Genomic DNA, 20311 nt, shown 5'->3' on the forward strand with positions numbered 1-20311 from the left:
AAGATTAAACAGCCTGACCGTAACCAACAACAAGGTGCTAAGAGTAACCGCCCTGCAATTAATGACGAGATCCGTGCAAAAGAAGTACGCCTCGTTGCAGCGGATGGTGAACAAAAAGGAATTGTTTCTTTAGCGGAAGCATTGCGTGCTGCAGAGGATGCAGATCTTGACCTCGTTGAGATTGTGGCAAATGCAGAGCCGCCTGTTTGTAAAATCATGGATTACAACAAGCACTTGTTTGACCTGAAGCAAAAGCAAAAAGATGCCAAGAAAAAGCAGCATCAAGTGCAGGTAAAAGAAATTAAATTGCGCCCAGCAACCGATGTAGGTGACTACAACGTAAAACTGCGTGCAATTATCAAATTCCTTGAAGAAGGCAACAAAGTCAAAATCACACTGCGTTTCCGTGGTCGTGAAATGGCTCACCAACAGTTAGGTTTGGCTCAATTACAAAAAGTTGAAGCTGACGTAGTTGAATATGGTGTAGTTGAACAGGCGCCAAAAATGGAAGGTCGTCAAATGGGTATGCTGCTTGGACCGAAAAAGAAAAAGTAAGCATCTCCGAATCAAAAAAGCACTGCCCAGCAGTGCTTTTTTTGTGACTACAGTTTATGAGGTCACTAATATTTTGACATAATGATCGTTCGGTATGTTGAGCAGCTCAGCATACTTTGCATGATAAAAGCCCGGTGACTTTCGAACAGCTGCGGGTCATCTCTGGTGTTTAATTTTTATGTGACAACAGTTGCCCTGCTCAGGCTTATCTCGTATCTTTAACGGCAGAGCAATAACACATGACAACGACAAGAGCGCAAGGATATACACATGATTGATCTTTATTATTGGGGCACGCCCAATGGTCATAAAATTACGATTGCCTTAGAAGAAATGGCGCTGCCATACCAGATTTTCCCGATTAACATCCTTGAAAACGACCAGTTCCAGCCAGATTTTCTGCGCATTTCTCCCAACAATAAAATTCCAGCTATCGTCGATCAGGATGGACCGAATGGCCAGCCGATTTCGATTTTTGAATCGGGGGCAATCTTGCAATATCTGGGCCGTAAAACCGGTATGTTCTATCCGGTAGATGAGCTCGAGCGGGTAGAGGTGGAGCAGTGGCTGATGTGGCAAATGGGTGGCTTAGGCCCGATGCTGGGGCAGAACCATCACTTTAGCCGCTTTGCACCCGAGCGTATAGCCTATGCCACCGAGCGTTATGTCAATGAAAGCAAACGTCTGTATGGTGTGTTAAACAAGCAGCTGATCGGGCAGAAATATGTAGCCGGTGAATATTCAATTGCCGATATGGCGATTTTACCGTGGTTGTTACGCCATGAATGGCAGCAGATTCCGCTAGAAGATTATCCGCATGTGCAGGATTATATTGAGCGTTTAACCGCCCGTCCGGCAGTACAACGCGCCCTGGCGATTCAGGTTTAAATAATCATCATAAAATCACCTAAAGCATCTTCGGGTGCTTTTTTTGTGATTTCAGTTAAGATGGGCAGAACCTGTTAACTGCATCTGTTATGGCTTATCTGCTGTTATTTCTGTCGGCCTTTGGGGCGGCTACCTTATTGCCGTTGCAATCTGAAGCGGTATTACTGGGCCTGCTCATTCAAGAGCAACATTCGGTGATGGCTTTAATAGCCATCGCCAGTCTGGGCAATATTCTGGGCAGCTGTGTGAACTGGTGGTTAGGACTCAAGATCGAGCAGTATAAAGACAAGCGCTGGTTTCCGGTGTCTGAACCCAAGCTGCAGCAGGCACAGCAGATTTATCGGAAATATGGCTTCTGGTCCTTACTGCTGAGCTGGGTGCCGGTGATTGGTGATCCAATCACCCTAATTGCCGGTTTAATGAAAGAAAACTTCGCCCGATTTCTGCTGATGGTGAGTGTAGCCAAAATCGGGCGTTATCTGTTTATTTATCTGGCTTATGCCATGTTCTAGTTTAGCCCTCACATTCTGCTGGCTGAAAACGGACTTCATCTTTCAGGCTGGATTTTTTATAGATCCAGAATTTGCGTGGTACATCGACCTGTGCACCTTGCAGCGCCTGAATCAGTTTCTGGTCCAGCGCATAACGGCCGGAGCCTTGCTGAATTTTAACCTTGTGGATGTTGCCGTATTTATCGGCTTTCATTTTGAACTGAATCCGGCGGGCATGACCATTTAACTCATCTTCGGTGACGTTCAGTTGAGGCTGGCTTCGATATTGAAACGCGCTTTTTGCGCCGGCTTGCTGCGCTTGCCAGACAGTCGAGTCAAAGCTGTAGTGGCAGTCCTGAGCAGTATCTTTTAAATCCAGATGAAAGACCTGATAACCAATCACTGGAACCGGGGTATCATCGACCAGATGTGGTTTGATTCTGGCCTGTTTTACCGCCTGGCTAATCAGCTGATCTAAAGATTTTAGTCCGGTGCTTTCCTGTACCGTGACCTTGTTGATTTGCCCCGATTCATCGGCATGAATCCGTAAAATGGCCGCGCGGTTTTGCTGCTTTAAATCGGCATTGCTATAACGCAGCTGCGGAAACTCGGTCCATTGAATACGCGTGGTCAGATGGGCGGCCAACGCCGAGGTTTTTTGTACTTGCAGTTGTTCGGCAGGGGCAGCAATGGCAAGCGTGGCACTAAGCGGCAGCGCCAGACACAGACTCAGGCAAATGGTTTTTTTCATGAGGATTAGCTTGTTGTTGGGCAAAAGAAGGAACGCTGCGCAGTATTTCCTGAATCGGGCTTCAGTACAAGTCTTCCGCTATAAAAATAAGATGTTCCATCTTCATGTTTTGGCTGTTCAATAACAAGGAGAGATCCTGCTAATCTCAAAGACCTCATCTGCCGATAGAAGGCGAGCGACTTTTGCAATATTTGCTTTTGTTTTAGACAAAGATGCTTTAGAATACGTGCTCCCTTACCTGCAGGTCGTTTGTAATGGTGCAAATGAGCCGAACAGGTACTTAAAAGAGGTTGTTATGGCTAAGTTAAAAACTCGCCGTGGTGCAGCTAAACGTTTCAAAGCGACTGCTAACGGTTTCAAGCGTAAACAAGCGTTCAAACGCCACATTTTGACCAAAAAATCTGCTAAACGTATCCGTCAATTGCGCGGCTGTGTAATGGTTCACGTGAGTGACGTTGCTTCAGTTCGTCGTATGTGCCCATACATCTAAGGAGATTTATAAATGGCTCGTGTAAAACGTGGTGTACAGGCTCATCGCCGTCATAAAAAAATTCTTGCTCGTGCTAAAGGTTACTATGGTGCTCGTTCACGCGTATATCGCGTAGCGTTCCAAGCGGTAATCAAAGCAGGTCAATACGCTTACCGTGACCGTCGTCAGAAGAAACGTCAATTCCGTGCTCTATGGATTGCGCGTATCAATGCTGGTGCTCGTCAAAACGGCTTGTCTTACAGCCGTATGATTGCTGGTTTGAAGAAAGCTCAAGTGATCATCGACCGTCGCGTACTTGCTGACATCGCTATGCATGACGCAGTTGCATTTGCTGCTTTAGCTGAAAAAGCGAAAGGTGCATTGGCTGCCTAAGTCCTCGTGACTTAAAAGAAGACCGCTTTATGCGGTCTTTTTTATTGCGCAGAATCAGGGTCTGAATGATAGAGTAGGGAAATTGTATGCAGCGAATTAATGTGGTTGGTACTTCGGCTTCAGGCAAATCGACTTTTGCCCGGGCGCTGGCAGAAAAGCTGGGACTGGCCTATATCGAGCTGGATAATCTGTTCTGGTTAGATGACTGGCAGCAAAGTGCTGATACAGATTTTTTTGCCAAAATTCAGGCAGCCATTGAGCAGGCACCCAATGGCTATGTGATTGATGGCAACTATACTCGCACCATTCCCATTAAATGGGCGCAGGCCGATACCATCATCTGGCTGGATTTACCGTTTCATAGCAATTTACTGCGTTCTGTACAACGCGCCGTGCAGCGCGCGGTTTCACAGCAAACCCTCTGGTCCAATTCCAATAATCGGGAAACGATCAGACAGCTGTTTAGCCGCGATTCGATTGTCTGGTGGATGATTAAAACCCATCAGAAAAATCGCCGGCATTATCTGCAGCTGATGCAATCTCCCGAATATGCCCATCTGCACTGGATTCGGCTGACCTCGGTCGCTGAGGTTGAACGGTTTCTGAATCGCGTTTAAAGTCCGAAATAATAGGCTAATAAACAAATTACCACAGTAATAAGAATCAGCTTGATGACTCCAGTCGCACCAACTTTATGATGAGACGGGACTTTGGCTGAATGCGCTGCTTGCGCATGGGTAGCCTTGTTGTCAGATGCGAACGGTTCCAGCGGATTCGGCTGTGCGACAGGCGTCAGCTGGGCGCTTTGGTAATGGTTGGCCACCTTGACAATAAATTTGGCGCTTAAATCATCCAGCTTCTGGGCAAAATGGCGCAGGTCAAGCTGCTCTTCCGGACTCAGCACTTCATTATCTGCATTATAGGGATGCTGGATTTTCTGTTGAATATCATCTTTTAGCGCTTCTAAACGGTACAGCATGCGATGTGCATAATCGGCCTGATAGTGAGTCGGTAATAAAGACAGCTGATGCGGATCAGGTGTATCTGCCGTAAGCGGAACACCATAATAGGGTAAATTCTGCTGTTCAGGTGGCTGAAAGTCGGCCGCCAGTGTATGGGAAAACAGCTCCTGCTCGGTAAACAGATGAATTTCATCCCAGTGAGCGGGTTCTAGATCGGCCTCTACCTTTTTGGCCAGCTTACTATTGAGTTCATAACGCCAGAACGTTTCCTGGCGCAGTTCAATCCGCTGTGCCGATGGAAATTCATAATCATTGTCGGCGTTATACCATTCCGGCAATTCCTTGCCACAAATCCAGGCGAATTTTTTATGTGCTTCATGGCTGACAATAAAATGCGGGTAGGGCAGCAGCTCGACATTGGCGTTGGGATTTTTTTCATCGACCAGCAGACTGGCATTGTGCAGACTCAGTCGGGTTGTACCCTGGCGTTTTAAGCCTTCCAGCCAGATTTCAAAATGCTGGGCCAGCAGATGCTGGGAATTTAAATCACGAAACCAGAACATGTGCTGATTAAAAATGGGATGCGCACGCCAGCGACTGAAACTCAAATCCTGGCTCAGATATTCATTGCCATAGGTGACCAGGGTCAGTTGCTGTTTCCAAATTTGATCGAGCGCCATAGTGTTTGATCTCATTGATATTTTGATTATCTTATACTTTTTCCAAATTGCGATGCCAATCTAATTTTCCTGCAATGCAACTTCATTCTACTGTCCAAAAACTGTTAGAATGTGGGGTTTTTTAATTATATTCAAAATTTGTTGCTTTGAGAGTTACTATGTCACTGGAAGCCCTGACCACTGAAGCGCTCGCTGCCATTGCAGCAGCAGACGACCTTGCTACACTCGATCAAGTACGGGTGCAATTTACGGGGAAGAAAAGCCAGCTCGCGGAACAATCTAAGTCACTTGGTAAAATGGATCCTGAACAGCGTAAAGCGTTTGGTGCGCAAATCCATGCGGTGCGTGAAGCCATTAATACTGCATTAACCGAGCGTCAGGCAGCATTACAGCAAGCGGCATTAGAACAAAAACTTGCCAGCGAAACGGTGGATATTACTTTACCAGGCCGTGGTCAGACCATTGGCTCCATTCACCCGGTAACTCAGGTGCAAGAGCGTATTTGCCAGTTCTTTACCAAAGCTGGCTTTACTGTGGCTACTGGCCCAGAAGTTGAAGATGATTATCACAACTTTGAAGCGCTGAATATTCCAGGCCATCACCCGGCCCGTGCCATGCACGACACGTTCTATTTTGATGCGACTCATTTGCTGCGTACCCATACCTCTGGTGTACAGATTCGGACCATGGAAACCCAGCAGCCGCCAATCCGTATTGTCTGCCCGGGCCGTGTTTATCGCTGTGACTCCGACCAGACGCATTCACCAATGTTCCACCAAATTGAAGGTTTGTACGTGGCGGAAAACACCAGCTTTGCTGAACTGAAAGGTTTACTGGTGAACTTGCTGAACGAATTCTTTGAAAAAGATTTGAAAGTCCGTTTCCGTCCGTCGTATTTCCCGTTCACCGAGCCAAGTGCTGAAGTGGATATTATGGATGAGCGCGGTAAATGGTTAGAAGTGCTGGGCTGCGGTATGGTGCATCCAAATGTATTACGCGCGGCAGGTATTGATCCGGACAAATATAAAGGCTTTGCTTTTGGTCTGGGCGTAGAGCGTTTTGCAATGTTGCGTTATGGCATTAACGACCTACGTATGTTCTACCAGAATGATGTGCGTTTCTTACGCCAGTTTGCTTAAAACAAATTTATACCTCTCCCTGACCTCTCCTAAAAGGAGAGGGGTTGTCCATCGGTGACATAGGGTTCTCCCCCTTTTTTTAAGGGGGAGTTAGAGGGGGATTTTAGAGATTTGAATTACAGGTTTTATATTAATGAAAATTAGCGAAAATTGGCTACGCACGTGGGTCAACCCAGCCATCGATAGCGAAAAACTTTCTGACCAGTTAACCATGCTGGGTTTGGAAGTTGATGATTTATCTCCAGCTGCAAAACCATTTACTGGTGTAGTGGTTGGTGAAGTGCTGACGGTTGAACAACATCCAGATGCAGACCGTTTACGTGTAACGACGGTGAACATTGGTTCAGGTGAGCCTTTACAAATCGTCTGCGGCGCGCCAAACGTACGAGCTGGGATGAAAGCACCTGTGGCAACTATTGGTGCAGTATTACCAGGCGATTTTAAAATCAAGAAAGGCAAACTGCGTGGTGTGGAATCACAAGGCATGCTCTGCGGTGCATCTGAAATTGACTTAGAAGATAAAATCGACGGTCTATTAGAACTTCCTGTGGATGCACCGGTCGGTGTCAACATCCGTGAATATCTGGACCTAGATGACAACGTGATTGACATCAGCATCACGCCAAACCGTGGTGATTGTTTCAGTATTCGTGGGATCGCACGTGAAATTGGGGTGATTAACCAACTGCCTGTGACTGCGCCTGAAATTAAAGAAATGGCTGCAAGCATTTCTGATGAAAAGAAAGTGGTTGTATCGACTGAAGGCTGTCCACGTTATTTAGGTCGTGTGATCAAGAACGTGAATACCAAAGCCGCGACGCCTGAATGGATGGAGCGCGCATTGGCACGTTCGGGTATCCGTCAGCACAGCATTCTGGTTGATATTACCAACTATGTCTTGATGGAACTGGGTCAACCACTCCATGCCTTTGATGCTGCAAAAGTGCAAGGTGCTGTACAGGTGCGTCAGGCGACTGGGGGCGAAAAACTTGTTCTATTGAATGAACAAGAAGTAGAACTGCAAGACGATGTCATGGTGATTGCCGATGATGAAAAAGCTCTGGCGATTGCCGGTATCATGGGCGGTCTGTCTTCATCGGTTACCGATGAAACCACTGAAATCTTCCTGGAATCTGCTTTCTTTGCACCGCTGCATATTGCCGGTCGTGCGCGCCGTTTTGGCCTGCATACCGATGCCTCTCAGCGTTATGAGCGTGGTGTGGATTTTGAACTGCCATTGATCGCCATGCACCGTGCCTCTCAGTTAATTTCTGAGCTTGCAGGCGGTGAGTTTGGCCCAATTACGGTGGCGGAAAATGCAGCAGTATTGCCAACACGTGACGCGATTGAACTGAAACAGGCACAGGTCGATCAGCTGCTGGGTTATAGCGTAGATTCAGACTTTATTACCGATGCTTTAACACGCTTGGGTTGTGAAGTGACGGTAAAAGCGCAAGGTCAATGGTCTGTGGTACCGCCATCGCATCGTTATGACATGGCCATTTACCAGGACCTGATTGAAGAAGTCGCGCGTATTCACGGTTATGACAATATTCAAATCAGCCTGCCGGTGATTGACACCAAACTGGCGAAGTATCAGGATCAGTTTGAAGTGGCACAGCTGCGTCAAACCCTAGTGACTTTGGGCTATCAGGAAGCAATCAGCTTTAGCTTTGCTGACCTGAAACTGGAAAAACAGCTAAATGCAGCGGTCAACCCACTGGCATTGGCGAACCCGATTTCAAGCGATCTGGCGGTGATGCGTTCAACCTTGCTGTCGAGCCTGATTCCTTGCGTACAGTACAATATTAACCGTCAGCAAAGCCGTGTGCGTTTCTTTGAACTGGGTTTACGTTTTGATTATCAGAACGCAGCCTCAATTCATGACCTGAAACAGATTCCAACCCTGGCAATGATTGCTGTGGGCGCTAAAACAGCAGAATCATGGCATGGCAAGCCACAAGCCATGGACTTCTTTGACCTGAAAGGTGAAGTTGAAGAGTTGCTGGCAGCAGGTCGTGTACAGGTCGAATATGTACGCTCAGAGCGTAGCTGGTTGCATCCAGGCCAATCTGCAGAGATTCTGGTCAATGGTCAGTCAATTGGTTATTTGGGCCGTTTGCATCCATCTCTGGAAAATGAACTGGATTTGGGCACCACTTGGGTGGCGGAACTGGATCAGCAGGCTGTTTTGCAAACTTATGTATCTAATTTTACAGAATTATCACGTTTTCCGTCGGTAAGACGTGATATTGCGCTTTTAATTAGTGATAAGATTAATGTTAGCGAAATTCAGCAACTTATCGAACAAACGGGCGGCGAGCTTCTGCATTCAACCTGGTTATTCGATGTGTACACTGGTCAAGGTGTTGAAGCGGGTAAACGCTCATTGGCATTTGCACTGTTATGGCAACATCCGACACGTACGCTTGAAGATGCTGAAATTAAATCAGGTATGGACAATATCCTAAAAGTGTTAGAAAACACTTATCAAGCGACATTGAGGGCTTCATGACAGCATTAACAAAAGCAGAAATGGCTGATCATTTAAGTGAGCTCACGAGTTTAAACCGTCGTGAAGCGAAACAAATGGTCGAGTTATTCTTCGATGAGATTAGCCAGGCGCTAATCTCTGGGGAGCAGGTGAAACTTTCAGGTTTTGGTAACTTCGAGTTGCGTGATAAACGTCAACGTCCAGGCCGAAATCCGAAGACGGGTGAAGAAATTCCGATTTCTGCACGCCGGGTGGTAACCTTCCGTGCCGGACAGAAGTTCCGCCAACGTGTTGGAAATGAGCAGATCGATTGATCTGCTTTTTTATGCCGCTAAAAAAGTAAGGGCTGAGGTTCTAACGGCAGGTATTACCGTGTTCCTTGTATGTGATGATGAGATGTTGTAAGAAATATTCAGACAATAAAAAAGAGAGCCAAAAGGCTCTCTTTTTGTCAATAATCTAAGATTATTGAGCTTCAGAAGCAGCAGCGTCAACAGCAGCATCAGCAGCGTCAGTAGCAGCATCAGCAGCGTCAGTAGCAGCAGCAGCAGCAGTGTCAGCAGCATCAGCAGCAGCGTCTACAGCAGCATCAGCGCCAGAAGCAGCTTCAACAGCAGCAGCGTCAGCAGCAGCTTCAGCTTCAGAAGCAGCTACAACAGCTTCAGATGCAGCTTGGTTAGCGTCAGCAGCAGCTTCTTCAGTTTTTTTAGCACAACCAACGAAAGCTAAAGTAGTAGCAACTGCAGCAGCAATAGCGATTTTTTTGAATAACATGGCATCACTCTCTAAAAAATTGAGATTAAAAAAAACCGACGTTAGCCTGTTATATGCTTTTATTATTCCTAATTTTGTTAGGCACTAACAACGCAGGAGCAGTCTAACTGGTCTGCGAATATGCTATCACTGAGTTTTTTTAATTACTACTAGCTTGCTCTAAAAAATGCCGAAAAAAGCCCTAAAATGCGTTGTTTTTTAACAGAAAATAACAATCAAGAGTTCAGTTTATATTGGCGAAAGGCGATTTAAATCATTAAAAACTATAGGGTTTTTTTGAAATACTTATTTATAATCATTTACTTAAAAATAAGTTTACACAGAAAACGTCCAATTGTATCTTTATGTAAAGATGGTCAACCGAAATAAAAAAGCCATCGTTATACGATGGCCTTTTTAAAAAGTTTTGATCTTAGTTGCTGGCTTTACGCTTCATATGATCAAAGAACTCGTCATTGGTTTTGGTTTCTTTCATACGATCCAGCAGGAATTCCATGGCTGCCAGTTCATCTTGGGTATGCAGCAGCTTACGCAGAATCCAGACCTTACGCAGGTTGTCTTCAGACATCAGGCGCTCTTCACGACGGGTACCTGATTTCTTGATGTTCATGGCAGGGAACACGCGTTTTTCGGCAATACGACGATCAAGCGTAATTTCCTGGTTACCGGTACCTTTGAATTCTTCGTAAATCACTTCATCCATCTTGCTGCCGGTTTCAATTAACGCGGTTGAGATGATGGTCAGTGAGCCGCCTTCTTCAATATTACGTGCGGCACCAAAGAAACGCTTTGGACGTTCCAGTGCGTGAGCATCGACACCACCAGTCAGGACTTTACCTGAAGATGGCACCACGGTGTTATAGGCACGCGCTAAACGGGTAATCGAGTCAAGCAGAATCACCACATCTTTTTTGTGTTCTACCAGACGCTTGGCTTTTTCAATTACCATTTCAGCCACTTGTACGTGACGGGCTGGAGATTCATCAAAGGTTGAGGCAACCACTTCACCACGCACGGTACGTTCCATTTCGGTCACTTCTTCCGGACGTTCGTCAATCAGCAGAACAATCAGGAATACTTCCGGGTTATTACGTACAATCGACTGGGCGATGTTTTGTAATAACATGGTTTTACCAGCTTTTGGCGGCGCTACAATAATTGAACGCTGGCCTTTACCAATTGGCGCAACCAAGTCAACCACACGCGCGGTTAAATCTTCAGTGGTACCGTTACCAAGTTCCATGACCAGTTGTTCGGTTGGGAACAGCGGGGTCAGGTTTTCAAACAGGATTTTATTGCGCGAGTTTTCTGGCGTGTCGTAGTTAATCTGGTTAACTTTTAACAGGGCAAAATAACGTTCGCCTTCTTTTGGTGGGCGAATGGTGCCGGTAATGGTGTCACCGGTACGCAGGTTAAAACGACGAATTTGCGAAGGGCTGACATAGATATCGTCAGGACCGGCTAAATAAGAGCCTGCTGCAGAGCGTAAGAAGCCAAAACCATCTGACAGAATTTCGAGCACGCCATCACCAAAAATCTCTTCGCCATTCATTGCATGACGTTTTAAGATGGCAAAAATAATGTCTTGCTTACGGTTACGAGCCATTCCTTCAAGGCCCATAAACTCGGCAATCTTGATGAGTTCGCCAATCGGTTTTTTCTTGAGTTCGGTTAAATTCATAGGTGATCAGATAGAATCAAAAATTCTGGGGTACAGGTTGGAAGGGAAGCAACATTTGACCGCATGCAGGCAATAAAACGAACGCAATTGTATTTGCACAATAACAATTCAGAGGACTGATTAATTGTTTCAGAGAAAAATGTGAAAAAACAATTTCTGTTGCCGAGCGGCATTTTTGTGTTGTGTCTTTTAAGAAACGGGCGGGACGGGAAGTCCTTTATTTCTTGAGCAAGCAATATAAGAGAGAAACGCCGATTTGTCAATTTATAGACGAAAAAAATACGCTATGAAACATAGCGTATTTTAATTTTTCTAAACAGACAGGATTTAGATGTTTTCATCAATAAATGCAGTCAGTTTCGATTTTGGTGCAGCACCAATCTGCTGGGCAACCACTTCCCCATTTTTGAACATCAACAGTGCAGGGATGTTACGGATGTTGTAGTTCACGGCAGTTTGTTCGCAAGCGGTCACGTCAACTTTCACAATTTTAACTTTGCCTTCATATTCAGTCGCCAAAACTTCAAGTACTGGCGCAATTGCCTTACAAGGCGCACACCAGCCCGCCCAGAAGTCAACCAATACAGGTGTTTCAGATTGAAGAACGTCTGCTTCGAAGTTTGCATCCGTTGTGTTTACGATGTTGCCAGACATGGAATGTGCTCCAAATGAATTTTTGTATAGATAGCTATATTTATTAGTATTACATAGCCATCTAGAACAATGTAGAGGAATATGTAAATTTTCGATCTTTCCTGTGAATTTGTCTAATTGATGCTCACGATGCTGATGATCGTGTCACACAATTGTCACATCTGCCGAAAATTTAAATACTCATCGAAATGTGCGCACAAATGGCTTTTAAATTGCATGTATGTGAATTACTCTAGGCACAATTCTGTATAGGTTTGTTTGAAGAATGTCTGATTTTTTAATTGATGAAGAGTTACTTGCAGCCATCGATATGGGGTCGAACAGCTTCCACCTGGCCATTGCCCGTGTGGATCATGGTGAAGTAAAAAAAGTGGCATCAATGTCAGAAAAAGTACAGCTTGCCGCTGGTTTAGATGAGAATAAAAATTTAACCGAAGCCGCACAGCAGCGCGGTTTAGCCTGTCTGGCACGCTTTGTCGGACGTTTAAGCGCTGTACAGCCGAACCGTTTACGTATTGTTGCCACCAACGCCTTGCGTCAGGCCAAAAACGGACATGAATTTATTCAAAAAGCCGCAGAAATCTTGCCAAAACCCATTGAAATTATTGCCGGTCGTGAAGAAGCCCGCTTAATTTATCTGGGTGTGTCGCACACCATGGAAAACAGTGGTCGCCGCCTGGTGATTGATATTGGCGGTGGTTCAACCGAGCTGATTATTGGTGAAGAATTCGAACCTATTCATACCGAATCTTTACAGATGGGCTGTGTGGCCTATACCAAAGCCTTTTTCGCCGAAGGTGAAATTAACCATAAAAGTTTTGACAAAGCCGTGTTTGCCGCACGCAAAGAATTATCCACCATTGCCAATACCTATAAAAATGCCGGCTGGGATACCGTAGTAGGCTCAAGTGGTACCATTAAAGCCTGCCGCCAGATTACCGTGAATATGGGCTGGAGCAATGCGCAGGAAAATCTGACCCGTGAGGGCCTGGAAAAACTCAAAGATAAGCTGCTTAAATATAAGCATGTCTCTGAAATGGACTTTGACGGTTTAAAAGAAGATCGACGAGCAGTTTTGCCAGCCGGGATTGCGATTTTATATGCAGTTTTTGATATTTTAGATATTGATAAACTGGTTTATTCCGATGGTGCCTTACGTGAAGGCGTAATGTATGACCTGCTGGGCCGTTTCCAGCATGAAGATATCCGGGACCGCAGTGTGCAGGCGCTGATGGGCCGTTATAACGCCGATCCGAAACAGGCAGAACGTGTGGTCAAAACCGCGCAGCACCTGTTTGAAGGCGTGGCCGCGGAGCTGAAATTGACCAGCGATGACAGTGATTTACTGCGCCGCGCGGCCTATTTACATGAAATTGGTCTGGCGATCAGTCATGGTGGCTATCATCGTCATGGTGCTTATTTATTACAACATTCGGATATTCCAGGCTTTTCACAAATTGATCAAAACCATCTGTCGCATCTGGTTGCGCATCATCGCCGCAAGCTGCGTCAGGACGATAAAATTGATGTCAACAAGGTCGGTGGCCATAAATTAATGCATTTATGTCTGCTGCTGCGCCTAGCAGTTTTAGTCAATCATAGTCGTAGCGATCAGATGCTTCCTGCCATTGAATTGAGTGTTCAGAATGCGCAACAATGGCAGCTCAGCGTTTCGGGTGATGCTAAACAATGGCCATTGCTTGTCGCTGAATTGCACGATGAACAAGTGCAGTTCAAGAATTGGGACATTGAATTAAAAATTCATTCGGAACAATTTGTCGATTAACGTTTTGGTTAATTTAGGGATAACAGTCGACTTATGAAAAATAAAGCTGCTCAATCAAAAGCATGGACAACGGTCCAAATTGCACGTCATCCAGAGCGTCCGCAATTCCTGGACTATGTAGGCGAAATTTTCACTGAATTTGATGCGTTGCACGGCGACCGTTTATTTGGTGATGATGGTGCAATGGTGGGTGGCTTGGCACGCTTCGATGGTCAGCCGGTCATGGTCGTGGGCCAGCATCGTGGTCGCAGTACCCGCGAGAAATTGCAGCACAATTTCGGCATGAGTAACCCGGAAGGTTACCGTAAGGCACAGCGTTTGCTAGATATGGCAGAACGTTTCAAGCTGCCGGTCTTTACCTTTATTGACACCATGGGTGCTTATCCGGGTGTGGGTGCAGAAGAACGTGGTCAGGCGGAAGCGATTGCTACCAGTCTTGCTCAATTATCGAACCTGAAAGTGCCGGTCGTGGCAACAGTTTTAGGTGAAGGCGGTTCAGGCGGTGCCTTGGGTATTGGTGTTGCGGATCGTGTGGTGATGTTATCTCACAGTATTTATTCAGTAATTTCTCCAGAAGGCTGTGCATCTATTTTGTGGAAAACTGCAGAAAAAGCAGAACAGGCAAGTGAAGCATTGGCACTGACTGCTGAAAAATTACAGCAGATGGGCATTGTTGAATATGTGGTTGATGAAGGTGAGGGAGCTCACTTGCAACCAGAAAAAGTCATGCAAGATTTAAAAGCCGTGTTAAAACAGGCTCTAGAAGAATTGCAACCGATGGATGCACAAGAACGATGCGAAGCACGTTACCAGCGTTTGATGAAGTTTGGCAGCGACAATTTAGGACTGGCGTCTTAACCCAGATTCAGTCTTTTCCAGAAGATACCCATTTTCTCATCGGATGTAGTGGCGGCATGGATTCCATGCTGCTGCTGCATCTGATGGCGTTTTTATGCCCGGAAAAAGTCCGGGCCATTTATATTGATCATCAATTACAGTCTTCCAGCCAGGCCTGGGGCGAATTTGTCCAGCAGCATTGTCAGGCCTTCAATATTCCGTGCATGATTCAAGCGGTACAGGTCGCCGAAGGCAATCTGGAACAGCAGGCACGCGCCGCACGTTATCAGGCATTTCAGCAGCATATTCAAACCAACGAGATATTGGTACTGGCCCATCATCAGCAGGATCAGGCAGAAACGGTGTTATTGCGTCTGTTTTCCGGTGCTGGAATTCCTGGCCTGGCGGCTATGAAAACTTTCGATTCTCGTCCTGAACTGTCAATCTGGCGACCGTTGCTATCTTTATCGCGTGAGCAGATTCAGACCTGGTGCCAGCAGCTTTCGATTCCACATATTCAAGATCCGACCAATCAGGATATTCACTACGACCGGGCCTGGTGTCGGGAACAGTTATGGCCGCTGTTAAACGCGCGCTTTCCCAAAATGCAGCAAAGCATTTGCCGCAGCAGCCAGCTGATGCAGGATGCCGAGCAGATTTTGGCCGAAGTATTGCGGCAGGATTTGGCCAGCTGTGGCGATGCCGAGCATCTGGATTTACACCGTATTCAGCAATTGTCCGAGGCGCGGCAACGCCAGTTACTGTCGTTCTGGATGAAAGGGGACAGCCAGTACCGGCCAAGTTTTGACATGGTGCAGCGTATTCAGCAGGAAGTGATTCAGGCCCGGGCCGATGCGCAAGCGGCTTTGCATTGCAACGGCTTTTATTATGTGCGCTATCAAAATGTCATTTACCGTCTGCCTCAGCTGGAATATTTGGCCAGTCAACAGGCCATCCCTGCGCGGGAACAGGTGTGCTGGCAGTTGGGGCAAACCCTAGATTTACCAGCCGGACAGTTTCAGTTGAATGCACCGCATCAGGTTGGTTTGTCTTTTGCATTACTCCAACAAGAATTGACTTTAAGTACGCGAGTGGGCGGAGAAAAAATCCATCTTCATGGACGTGTCGGGGCCTGGCCATTAAAAAAGGCGATACAGCAGGCACAAATTTTTCCCTGGAAGCGTCATACAATTCAAATATTAAGCAGAGATAATGTTATGCTAGGGGTTTTCACGCCAAAAGGGTTTTGGCTGGCAGATTCTGCCTATTGCGAACCGGATGGCTGGCAACCGACTTTAATCTCTTAACTATAAAGAACTCAACCAAGAGTGTGAATCATGAGTGCAGTGTTAAATTGTAATATTAGTTTTATTGGTGGCGGAAATATGGCACAGGCCTTAATTGGTGGCCTGATTGCACGTGGCATGCCTTCAACGCGTATTACAGTTGCTGATCCGGTCGAAAAAATCCGTTTGTTGCTGGAAGAAAAAGATGTACATGTGACCGAAGACAACCAGGCTGCCATTCGTGACGCCGATATTGTGGTGTTCGCAGTCAAACCGCAGGTGCTGGCCAGCGTGCTGCAACCGCTAAAAGGGCAGTTTGAAGGCAAACTGGTGATTTCGATTGTTGCCGGTGCAGAAATTGCCACCATTTCGGCATTGCTCGATACCGACCGTGTGGTGCGGGTGATGCCAAATACCCCGGCACTGGTACAAACTGGTGCGCATGGTTTATATGCGCATGATGCGGTCGATAGCAAAGACCGTGAATTGGCAAGTCAGGTTTTGGCTGCCACGGGTTTAACAATTTGGGTAAACTCTGAAGCGCAAATTGATGCAGTCACGGCAGTATCCGGTTCTGGCCCGGCTTACTTTTTCTATATGATGGAAAGTATGATTCGTGCCGGCAAAAACTTGGGCCTGGATGAAAAAGTGGCAACGGCTTTAACCTTGCAAACTGCGTTGGGTGCGGCACAAATGGCAATTACCAGTTCCAATACCCCGGCAGAGCTGCGTAAAAACGTGACCTCTCCAAACGGGACCACGCAGGCAGCGTTGGAAGTGTTTGACCGTGCGCAAGTGTCGCAGAATATTCAGGCGGCGTTGGCGGCTGCCAAAACACGCAGTCAGGAACTGGCTGCCGAGCTGAGTGACAGCATTAAATAAAGTATTTAATTTTAGGAACGTTCAAGTATGGGTGCAAATTCTGCGCTAATTTTTGGCATCATCATTAACGTAGCGATTTTGCTCGTCTTCTTCCGTTTTCTCATGCAGCTGGCTGCGGTGAGTCCTTATAATCCGGTGGTGTTGTCTACGATCAAGGCCACGAAAATTGTAGATGTATTTAGCCGTATTTTCCCGACCGTGGCAAAAGGCCGGGTGAATCTGGCGGCATTGGCGCTGCTGGTGGTGCTTTATCTGCTGAAAAATTACGGCATGATGTATTTAAACGGGGCGATGCCTAATGGCCCGGTACATCTGCTGATTCTCACCTTTGTGACCATGATTCAGGACCTGCTACGTTTCTGTCGTTACCTGATTTTTGCCACCATTATTTTAAGTTGGGTAGTGATGTTTACCCAGTCACGCGGGCCTTATATTGAAGTGATTCAGGAACTGGCAGAACCTTTACTGGCACCGTTTCGCCGGATCATGCCGAATATGGGCATGATTGACCTGTCTCCAATTCTGGCATTTCTGGCGTTATATATTGCTGAAATTCTGATGAACCAGGTGGCAATTGTTTTGCTGACTGGGTTCTAAATTGAGCTCAAGAAAAAAGGACGCTGCGGCGTCCTTTTTTATGGCTCAAGTTTTGAGGTGAAGACCTTGATATTTTGCCCAAGAGGCAAATGACCTTCAGCCCAGCCTTCCTCCGAGGAGGAAGGTGGAAAGACTTTAGTGTGCTTCATCCCAGTTCTGGCCTTTACCCACTTCGACCACCAGCGGAACAGACAGTTCAATCACCGACTGCATCACTTCGGCCAGTTTGGGTGCCAGTTCATCGGCGACATCGGCATCGACTTCAAACACCAGTTCATCGTGTACCTGCAGTAGCATTTTGGCCTGATCGCGTGGCAGCATTTTGTCTACCTCCACCATGGCCATTTTAATAATATCTGCCGCCGAGCCTTGTAGCGGCGCATTAATTGCGGCACGTTCTGCTGCTTTACGCACCATCATGTTACGGGCATCAATATCCGGGGTATATAAACGGCGGCCGGTCAGGGTTTCGACAAAGCCTTGTTCCAGAGCCACCTGACGGGTGCGCTGCATATATTCATAAATGCCCGGATAACGCTGGAAGTATTGCTTGATATAGTTCTGCGATTCTTCACGGGTAAAGCCCAATTGACGGATCAGACCAAATTCGGACATACCATATAACAGGCCGAAGTTAACCGCTTTGGCCTGGCGGCGCTGATCTGGCGTGACATCTTCCAGGGCAATATTCAACACTTCGGCAGCGGTACGGCGGTGTACATCCTGACCATGATTGAAGGCATCAACCAGCGCGTCATCTTGCGAGAAATGCGCCATTAAACGCAGTTCAATTTGCGAATAGTCGGCAGCCAGTAATACGCGGCCTTCTGGTGCAATAAAGGCTTTACGAATCTGGCGGCCAATATCCATACGTACCGGAATATTTTGCAGGTTCGGATCGGTCGAAGACAGACGGCCTGTTGCGGTCAGTGCCTGATGATAACTGGTATGCACGCGATGGCTGCTGCTATTAGCCTGCTTTTGTAAGCCATCGGTATAGGTACTTTTCAGTTTAGACAGACCGCGATATTCCACAATCAGGCTGGCAATCGGGTGCTCAATCTTTTCTAAAATACTTTCACTGGTGCTGTATTGGCCGGTGGCAGTTTTCTTGCCGCCTTTGATGCCCAGCTTTTCAAACAGGATTTCGCCAACCTGTTTGGGCGAGCTGACATTAAACGGCTGGCCGGCCAGTTCAATAATCTGCTGTTCCAGTTGCAGCATGGTGTTGGAAAATTCTACCCCCAGCTGATCTAGGAAATTCAGATTCAGCTTGATGCCGTTTTCTTCCATCTGGGTTAGCACGCGTGCTACCGGCATTTCAATATGATGCAGCAGATTGCTGAGTTCCGGATGACGCTGTAACTTTTCATTCAGCACTTCATACAGGCGATACGTCACATGTGCATCTTCGGCGGCATAATGCGCAGCTGTTTCAATCTCGATCTGGTTAAAGGTTTTCTGTTTGGCGCCTTTACCGGCAATCTGTTCATAGGTGGTGGTCAGATGACTTAAATACAGCCGCGCCACATCATCCATCCCATGACGGGTGGCGACAGAATTTAAGACATACGAGGCCAGCATGGTGTCAAAGTACCAGCCCTGTAAGTGAATGCCGTGGTTTTCCAGCACATGCGCATCATATTTTAAATGATGGCCAATTTTTTCAACCGCTGGATTTTCCAGAATCGGTTTGATCTGCGCCAACACTGTTTCACGGTTTAACTGTTCTGGTGCGCCGGCATAGTCATGCGCCAGAGGCACATAGAAGGCTTCCGTAGCATCAAAAGCCACCGAGAAGCCGACAATCTGGGCAATCCGATAATCCAGACTGGTGGTTTCGGTATCAAAGGCAAAACGTGTGGCGGTGCTTAAACGCTGGAAGAGTACATCCCAGTCTGCCGGGCTTAACACTGTATGATAGGTGGCTTCACCTAGCTGATCTTCACTGCTGCTGAGCTGAGCTTGATCTTCGGTGGCGACTTCTGCGGCCGCTGGTGTTTGGCTAATGGCCTGGCTGACCTGTTTGTAGCTGTTGCTGTTCGGGTTGTTCGGATGATCGAGCGACTGTAGCTGGTTCCGGAACTCCAGTTCGGTATACAGGCGGCGCAATTCTTCGGTATTTGGATCGCACAGTTTCAGGTCTGCAAAGGTCAGGCCCATGTCCAGATCACAGACAATACTGGCCAGTTGATGATCAATGGCAATACCATCGACATTGTCTTTAATATTCTGGCCAACGCGACCTTTAATTTTGTCGACATTTTCTAGAATTCCGCCTAAAGAGCCGTATTCAGTCAGCAGTTTGGCGGCAGTTTTAGCACCCACGCCCGGAACACCCATAATCCCGTCCGAGGCATCGCCCATCAGGGTCAGATAATCAACAATCTGATTCGGCCAGACGCCAAATTTCTCAAAGACACCCTGCACATCCATTGGTTTCTCTTTGAAGCTGTCTTCCAGCGTAACTTTGTCGGTCACCAGCTGAGCCATGTCTTTGTCGCCGGTGGAAATTAACACCTGATGACCTTCGGCTTCGGCGCGTTTGGCCAGCGTGCCAATAATATCGTCGGCTTCGGCACCCGGCAGCATATAAAGAGGAATCCCCAGTGCGCGAATTAAGGCGTGTAAATAAGGAATCTGCTGTGACAGTTCATCTGGCATACTTGGACGGTCACCTTTATAAATGGGTGACAGTTCGTGACGGAAGGTTGGTTCCGGGGTATCAAAAATCACCGCCATATGGGTGGGCTGGGTACGGCGCATCAGTTTCTGGATTGCGGAAATTGCCCCACGGATGGCGTTGGTATGTATACCGGTTGACGTGGTTAAAGGGGGTAAGGCGTGAAACGCACGAAATAAAAAATAAGACCCATCGACCAAGACAAATGGTGGCATTGAAAGTTTCCTAATCCAAAAAACCTGTTTATTGTACGTGATTTTACACACGCACGCTGAGTGATGATTGTATATGCAGGTTACCGAATATCTG

General features: G+C 46.8%; 20 protein-coding genes. 14 read left to right on the forward strand and 6 right to left on the reverse strand.

Features of this window, described 5'->3' with window-relative positions; genetic code table 11:
• Positions 1-3: 3 nt before the first annotated feature.
• The 3 genes from infC (at position 4) to FTU67_RS10660 (ending at position 1955) form a co-directional block, all read left to right on the forward strand.
• Complete coding sequence (gene infC, locus FTU67_RS10650; RefSeq protein WP_160241813.1) at positions 4-555, forward strand: translation initiation factor IF-3; 552 nt, start codon at positions 4-6, stop codon at positions 553-555.
• A 270-nt stretch (positions 556-825) separates the two neighbouring features.
• Positions 826-1443, forward strand: coding sequence for a glutathione S-transferase N-terminal domain-containing protein (locus FTU67_RS10655; protein WP_045795980.1), 618 nt, complete (start codon positions 826-828; stop codon positions 1441-1443).
• A gap of 89 nt (positions 1444-1532) precedes the next feature.
• Positions 1533-1955, forward strand: coding sequence for a YqaA family protein (locus FTU67_RS10660; RefSeq protein ID WP_005182435.1), 423 nt, complete (start codon positions 1533-1535; stop codon positions 1953-1955).
• Position 1956: 1 nt separating this feature from the next.
• Here the strand turns inward: FTU67_RS10660 and FTU67_RS10665 are convergent, their stop codons facing one another.
• Positions 1957-2685: an energy transducer TonB gene (locus tag FTU67_RS10665; RefSeq protein ID WP_005182437.1), complete on the reverse strand. Its 729-nt coding sequence runs from the start codon at positions 2683-2685 to the stop codon at positions 1957-1959.
• Between the two features lie 295 nt (positions 2686-2980).
• Between FTU67_RS10665 and rpmI the strand changes: the two genes are divergently transcribed.
• The 3 genes from rpmI to FTU67_RS10680 all read left to right on the forward strand — a co-directional run bounded on the left by rpmI (position 2981) and on the right by FTU67_RS10680 (position 4164).
• Positions 2981-3175, forward strand: a complete 195-nt coding sequence (rpmI, locus tag FTU67_RS10670) for a 50S ribosomal protein L35 (protein WP_001096359.1) — start codon at positions 2981-2983, stop codon at positions 3173-3175.
• Positions 3176-3187: 12 nt separating this feature from the next.
• A complete protein-coding gene (gene rplT / locus FTU67_RS10675; protein WP_005182440.1) occupies positions 3188-3547 on the forward strand; it encodes a 50S ribosomal protein L20 in 360 nt (119 codons plus the stop codon).
• 86 nt (positions 3548-3633) lie between these two features.
• Complete coding sequence (locus FTU67_RS10680) at positions 3634-4164, forward strand: AAA family ATPase (protein WP_034598321.1); 531 nt, start codon at positions 3634-3636, stop codon at positions 4162-4164.
• Here FTU67_RS10680 and FTU67_RS10685 read toward each other — a convergent pair.
• Positions 4161-5189, reverse strand: coding sequence for a hypothetical protein (locus FTU67_RS10685; RefSeq protein WP_168414776.1), 1029 nt, complete (start codon positions 5187-5189; stop codon positions 4161-4163). The two genes, FTU67_RS10680 and FTU67_RS10685, sit on opposite strands and share 4 nt — an antisense overlap.
• Before the next feature lie 158 nt (positions 5190-5347).
• On the opposite strand from FTU67_RS10685, the gene pheS reads away from it, so the two are divergent.
• The 3 genes from pheS (at position 5348) to FTU67_RS10700 (ending at position 9136) form a co-directional block, all read left to right on the forward strand.
• Positions 5348-6328 (forward strand): phenylalanine--tRNA ligase subunit alpha, encoded by a 981-nt coding sequence (gene pheS / locus FTU67_RS10690; RefSeq protein WP_016659518.1) that lies wholly within the window; start codon positions 5348-5350, stop codon positions 6326-6328.
• A gap of 133 nt (positions 6329-6461) precedes the next feature.
• Positions 6462-8843, forward strand: coding sequence for a phenylalanine--tRNA ligase subunit beta (gene pheT / locus FTU67_RS10695; RefSeq protein ID WP_180057343.1), 2382 nt, complete (start codon positions 6462-6464; stop codon positions 8841-8843).
• Positions 8840-9136 (forward strand): integration host factor subunit alpha, encoded by a 297-nt coding sequence (locus FTU67_RS10700; protein ID WP_004649746.1) that lies wholly within the window; start codon positions 8840-8842, stop codon positions 9134-9136. The genes pheT and FTU67_RS10700 overlap by 4 nt, the downstream gene beginning before the upstream one ends.
• A gap of 151 nt (positions 9137-9287) precedes the next feature.
• Here the strand turns inward: FTU67_RS10700 and FTU67_RS10705 are convergent, their stop codons facing one another.
• The 3 genes from FTU67_RS10705 to trxA form a co-directional block, all read right to left on the reverse strand.
• Entirely contained in the window at positions 9288-9596 is a 309-nt protein-coding gene (locus tag FTU67_RS10705; protein ID WP_005182453.1) for a hypothetical protein, read from the reverse strand.
• A gap of 412 nt (positions 9597-10008) precedes the next feature.
• Positions 10009-11277, reverse strand: a complete 1269-nt coding sequence (gene rho, locus FTU67_RS10710) for a transcription termination factor Rho (protein WP_005182456.1) — start codon at positions 11275-11277, stop codon at positions 10009-10011.
• Positions 11278-11604: 327 nt separating this feature from the next.
• Positions 11605-11931 (reverse strand): thioredoxin, encoded by a 327-nt coding sequence (trxA, locus tag FTU67_RS10715; RefSeq protein WP_016659515.1) that lies wholly within the window; start codon positions 11929-11931, stop codon positions 11605-11607.
• A 265-nt stretch (positions 11932-12196) separates the two neighbouring features.
• On the opposite strand from trxA, the gene ppx reads away from it, so the two are divergent.
• From ppx to FTU67_RS10740, 5 genes are read left to right on the forward strand one after another with little or no spacing between them, the layout of a single operon-like run.
• Positions 12197-13717, forward strand: a complete 1521-nt coding sequence (ppx, locus tag FTU67_RS10720; protein ID WP_005182484.1) for an exopolyphosphatase — start codon at positions 12197-12199, stop codon at positions 13715-13717.
• A 33-nt stretch (positions 13718-13750) separates the two neighbouring features.
• Positions 13751-14575, forward strand: coding sequence for an acetyl-CoA carboxylase carboxyltransferase subunit alpha (locus FTU67_RS10725; RefSeq protein ID WP_045795976.1), 825 nt, complete (start codon positions 13751-13753; stop codon positions 14573-14575).
• Positions 14512-15861, forward strand: coding sequence for a tRNA lysidine(34) synthetase TilS (gene tilS / locus FTU67_RS10730; protein ID WP_180006954.1), 1350 nt, complete (start codon positions 14512-14514; stop codon positions 15859-15861). The genes FTU67_RS10725 and tilS overlap by 64 nt, the downstream gene beginning before the upstream one ends.
• Before the next feature lie 30 nt (positions 15862-15891).
• Entirely contained in the window at positions 15892-16722 is an 831-nt protein-coding gene (proC, locus tag FTU67_RS10735) for a pyrroline-5-carboxylate reductase (RefSeq protein WP_005182498.1), read from the forward strand.
• Between the two features lie 27 nt (positions 16723-16749).
• A complete protein-coding gene (locus FTU67_RS10740) occupies positions 16750-17319 on the forward strand; it encodes a YggT family protein (protein ID WP_005182501.1) in 570 nt (189 codons plus the stop codon).
• A 135-nt stretch (positions 17320-17454) separates the two neighbouring features.
• Here FTU67_RS10740 and polA read toward each other — a convergent pair whose 3' ends face one another.
• Positions 17455-20217, reverse strand: coding sequence for a DNA polymerase I (gene polA / locus FTU67_RS10745; protein WP_180006955.1), 2763 nt, complete (start codon positions 20215-20217; stop codon positions 17455-17457).
• Between the last annotated feature and the right edge of the window lie 94 nt (positions 20218-20311).

The sequence above is a fragment of the Acinetobacter sp. YH12132 genome (genome assembly GCF_013418645.1).
Classification (GTDB): Bacteria; Pseudomonadota; Gammaproteobacteria; order Pseudomonadales; family Moraxellaceae; genus Acinetobacter; species Acinetobacter indicus.